Source organism: Gammaproteobacteria bacterium, assembly GCA_013696315.1.
In the GTDB taxonomy this organism is placed as follows: Bacteria; Pseudomonadota; Gammaproteobacteria; order JACCYU01; family JACCYU01; genus JACCYU01.
The window spans coordinates 1-4,653 of record JACCYU010000165.1 but is presented as its reverse complement, the minus strand read 5'-3'; the positions used below and the strand labels follow the sequence as shown (position 1 = coordinate 4,653).

At 65.0% G+C, this 4,653-nt stretch carries 4 protein-coding genes; 3 read left to right on the top strand and 1 reads right to left on the bottom strand.

Annotation, left to right across the window (positions count from 1 at the left end; genetic code table 11):
* Nucleotides 1-1,274: selenium-binding protein (locus tag H0V34_09970; GenBank protein MBA2492004.1), on the bottom strand; the 1,274-nt coding region annotated here is incomplete at its 3' end.
* A 342-nt stretch (nt 1,275-1,616) separates the two neighbouring features.
* Between H0V34_09970 and H0V34_09965 the strand changes: the two genes are divergently transcribed.
* The 3 genes from H0V34_09965 to selD form a co-directional block, all read left to right on the top strand.
* Nucleotides 1,617-2,222, top strand: a complete 606-nt coding sequence (locus tag H0V34_09965; protein MBA2492003.1) for a sigma-70 family RNA polymerase sigma factor — start codon at nt 1,617-1,619, stop codon at nt 2,220-2,222.
* A gap of 3 nt (nt 2,223-2,225) precedes the next feature.
* Nucleotides 2,226-2,708 carry a cupin domain-containing protein gene (locus H0V34_09960; protein MBA2492002.1) on the top strand — a complete coding sequence of 161 codons (483 nt, stop codon included), beginning with the start codon at nt 2,226-2,228 and terminating at the stop codon, nt 2,706-2,708.
* 40 nt (nt 2,709-2,748) lie between these two features.
* A partial coding sequence (selD, locus tag H0V34_09955; protein ID MBA2492001.1) for a selenide, water dikinase SelD occupies nt 2,749-4,653 on the top strand: 1,905 nt, incomplete at its 3' end.

Genomic DNA, 4,653 nt, shown 5'->3' with positions numbered 1-4,653 from the left:
GCGTCGAGCTTCACCATCCAGCTCTGCATGCCCTCCGGGTAGAACTGCTCGTCCCAGGCGTGATAGAGCGAGTTGGTGAAATACACACGCTTGCCGTCGCGGCTCACCTCCACCATCTGCGGCGCGCCGCTCAAAGGTTGATCCGGATGCTTCGGATGCGGCGTGCGGCGCACGATGCCGCCGAGATGCACCGAACCGGTGAGCCTGGGTTTGAACGGATCGGATACGTCGTATTGCCGCAGTTCGCCGGTGCCCCAGCACGAGACATACAGCCAGCGATCGTCCAGCGAGAGATTGATATCCGTGACCAGCGGCGGCACCGCCTTGAAGCCTTGCAGCAGCGGCGGCAGATGTTCGGGATCGGCCCTTTCTGCCGGAATCTCGATGATCTTCTGGATTTTCCACTCGCCGTTGTCGCGGTGCCACAGCCAGATCGAGCTCGACAGGTCCTTGAGCGAGATCACCACGCCCACGAAACCATACGTCTTCGTTGGATCGTGCGCGGCGCGCAGTTCCAGCACCAACTGCTGCTCGGGACCCAAGTCCAGCGCCTGCACATGCCGCCGGCGGCGCAGATCCCACACGTGCACGCGCCGGCCGTATTTCCCGTTCAGCAGCAAATCCGGCACCAGGCCGTTCTCGATCATGTTCGGCGTGCCCCATTCGCTGGTGATCATCGTGTCGTGCGCCAGATGCCACCAGAAGTCGTAGGCGAGATACTGCGGCCCGCGTTCCATCTCCCACTGTCCGAGCACGTCGAACGAAAAATGATCCAGCAGAAAGATGCCGCCGGGGCCGTCACCATTCTGTGATCCCAGCGCGCTGATGTAGATGCCCTCCGGCCCGCAATGGATCGTGTGAAAGCGTGAATACGGCGCGCGTTTGAAAACGTCCTCCGGTTCGATGGTCTTGACGAGCTTCGGACTGCGGGGGTCAGGCTTGATATCGATGATATGGATGCGCGACGAGCGCAGCCCCGGCACCACCAGGTAACGCCGCTCGATGTGCGGATGCGGTGCGTACGGACACAGCGCTGAGCTGCACGCGTTCCAGCCGAAGTGGTGCAGTTCATCGCCGGCGTTGGGCATCGGCACCTCGCCGACGAGGCGTCCGTAGCTGGGCGAGTCGGGCGCCAGGTCCACCACGGTCATCGCGTCCGGGCGGCCATCAGCCGTCGGATTAAAAGCGGCGACGTACGCCAGCGTCTCGGGCGGCGCCTGCATTGCCATGCGCGGGGAGGGATAAAAAGTCGGGTCAGGTTTCCACAGTGCCATGTTCGGCCTCCTTTAAAGCCAAGGATCGGGCTGATGGTCACGTCCGCTGGCATCGCCAAACAAGAGTATGACCGCGGGTAACGCCGTTTCAGTATGCGAGCCGCAAATCGGCGCCTCGGGAGCGGCATGACGTCGCATACAATCGCATGATTCGATGCTGTTGTAAGCCATACATCAGGATGATAGCGCGGCGTGGCCAGGTTGCCAGCACACAGGTCGCCCATGATCGAGCCGGGCGCGGGGCGTTATTCGCCCGCGCGCCCGGCTCGCAACGCGCGTAAGACGCGGACACCAGAGTTGCGCATTTGCCCAGTCGCGGTCGTGCTCCGTATACTTTGAATCATGTCGACCAACCCGCTGCATTCGCTCGATGCCCGCGTCACGGCGCAGCGCGCGGACGAAAACCACGCGCTGCTCATCGACCGGATCGCGCGCCGCGACGAAGACGCCTTCAACGCGTTTTACGAGGCCACCATGCCGCGCGTGTATGGTCTGGCGCTCGCCATCACCAAATCGCCGGATATGGCGGAAGACGTCGTGATCGACGTGTTTCTGCAGGTCTGGCGCAATGCCGCGAAATACGACGGCAAGCGCGGCCGTCCGCTCACCTGGTTATTGATCATGTGCCGCTCGCGCGCCATCGACGCGGCGGCCGGGTCGAAGTTTCTGCTCGCGGAATGGGAGCCGCTTTCGGCGTGTACCGCCGTTGAAGAGCAACCGGAGCACCAGCTCGCCGTGCTGCAACGGGAACGCGCGGTCGCCAGCGCGCTGAACCAGTTGAGCGCGATACAGCGCCGCCTCATCGGCCTCGCGTTTTTCCGCGGCCTGAGCCACGGCGAGATCAATGCGGCCACCGACATTCCGTTGGGCACGGTCAAGACCCACATCAGGAAAGGACTCAAGACGCTGGCGGGGCTTCTGGCCGACGGGCGCGCGCGCAAGCTCTGACTCATGGCCGAATCCACGCGAGGGAACCATAAGCGTTCGCGCGACGTGTTGCCGGCGGACCTGCTGGCGATATTGCTGGAGGCCGTGCCGCCGGCCACGCCCGACGCGGCGCGCGCGGCGCGCATGCGCAAACGCATTCTGGAAGGGGCGCGCATCCAGCCGCACGCGAACGCGGATTATCATACGGTGCCCGCGGACAGCGGCGCGTGGCTGCGCATCGATCCCAGGCTCGAAATGAAAATTCTGTATAAAGATGCGCGCGCGACCTCGTTTCTGCTGCGGCTTGAGCCTGGCGCGCGGCTGCCCGCTCACGTGCACGCGGCTGACGAGGAATGTCTGGTGCTGGAGGGCGAACTGCGCCTCGGTGAAGGTGTTACATTAAAAGCCGGCGACTATCATTTCGCGCCCAGAGGATTGCCGCACGGCGTCGCCGAAAGCCCAGGGGGCGCACTGCTGTTTCTGCGCAGCGAAAAACCCGCTTACTGATCATGCGCGCCCGCGGCGTCCGAGCCCAGTAGTACCTGGCGTGAGGGATTCGAAAGCGCCCGCGCGCCGTCATCTGGTGCTGGCGGGCGGCGGCCACAGCCATGTGGCCGTGCTCAGACACTTCGGCATGCGGCCCGCGCCGGGACTCAAGCTCACGCTCATCTCGCGCGGCACGTACGCGCCATATTCCGGCATGCTGCCGGGCTTGATCGCCGGTCATTACGATTTTGACGCCTGTCATATCGATCTGCGCCGGCTGGCGCGTTTCGCGGGCGCGGATTTTGTCCAGGCCGAGGTTGAATCGCTAGAACCTGAAAAGCAACGTCTGTGCATAACTGGCAGGCCGCAGCTGTATTACGATTTTCTGTCGCTCAACATCGGCGCGCAGCCCGCCGTGCCGCCGGCCAACGAACAGGCCGCGCGCGTGTTTCCGGTCAAGCCGGTCGAGGTGTTGCTCGAGGGCTGCCATGAGCTGCGGCGAACCTTGCGGGCGGGCAGTGGCCGGATCGATGTTGCCGTCGTGGGCGGCGGCGCGGGTGGCGTTGAATTAATGCTGGCGCTGCATCACGGCCTGACCCGCGAAGGTCTGGACCAGCGCTGCGATTGGCGCATCGTCACCGACCAAACGCAAATCCTGGCCGAGCACAACCGCCGGGTGCGCGCTCGATTCGTGCGGGTGCTCGCCGCTAGGCTAATCGAAGTGATTACCGGCGAGCGCGTTACCGCCGTGGAACCGCCGGGATTGCGTTGCGCCAGCGGGCGCGCGATCGCCGCCGATTTCGTCATGTGGGCAACACCGGTCGCCGCGCCAAAATGGGTTGAATCAACCGGCCTGGATCTGGACGCACGCGGTTTCGTCCGCATCGATGCGCGGCTGCGCTCGACCTCGCACCCCAACGTGTTCGCGGCGGGCGACGTGGCCGGTTCGATGGAAACGCCGCATCCCAAATCCGGCGTCTACGCCGTGAAGCAAGGTGCGGTGCTGGCCGCCAACCTGCGCCGCTATCACGAAAATCGCCGGCTCAAGCGTTACCGGCCGCAAACGCGCGCGCTCGCGTTGATCAGCACCGGCGATCGTTACGCCGTGGCCTCGCGCGGCGGGCTGTATGCCGCGGGCGGCTGGCTGTGGCGGGTCAAGGACTGGATAGACCGGCGCTGGATTGCGAAATACAACGACTTGCCGGCGATGCGAGAGGCGGAAACCCCTGCTTTGGCCCAGCACGGCGAAGCGGGCATCAAGCCCGCGATGCGTTGCGGCGGCTGCGGCGCCAAGGTCGGCGACGCGGTGCTGAAGCGGGTGTTGAAACGCATTGCCAAAGCAACAGGCGAAGGCGTCGACATCGGCCTGGAGGCCATGGATGACGCCGCGGTGTTCACGCCGCCCGCTGGCGTGAAGCTGGTGCAGTCCATCGATTACTTCCGCGATTTCATCAACGATCCGTTCGTACTGGGCGAGATCGCCGCCAATCACGCGTTGAGCGATATCTACGCCATGGGCGCGCGGCCGCACTCGGCCCTGGCGCTGGCGACCTTGCCCTACGCCGCTGAGCGCGTGATGGAGGAGCAGCTCTATCAGCTCATGGCCGGTGCCACGCGCGCTTTGGACGCTGCCGGCGCCGCGTTGCTGGGCGGTCACTCCGGCGAAGGGGCCGAGCTGGCGATCGGTTTTTCCGTCACCGGCGTCATCGATGGCGAGGATCTCGCGCGCCGTCGCACGCTGGCGCCCGGACACGTATTGGTCCTGACCAAGCCTTTGGGCACCGGCGCGCTGTTCGCCGCCGATATGCGTCATCGCGCGCAAGGCCGCTGGATCGACCTGGCCGTGGCCATGATGCGCCAGTCCAGCGCGCAGGCGGCCGATTGCCTGCGCGCCCATCACGCCAGTGCCTGCACCGACGTGACCGGTTTCGGCCTGGTCGGTCATTTGCTGGCGCTGCTGCGGCCG

What these genes read in the sequence shown, in the direction of transcription:
- H0V34_09960 (MBA2492002.1), top strand. Translation starts at nt 2,226, where the DNA reads ATGGCCGAATCCACGCGAGGGAACCATAAGCGTTCGCGCGACGTGTTG.
- H0V34_09965 (MBA2492003.1), top strand. Translation starts at nt 1,617, where the DNA reads ATGTCGACCAACCCGCTGCATTCGCTCGATGCCCGCGTCACGGCGCAG.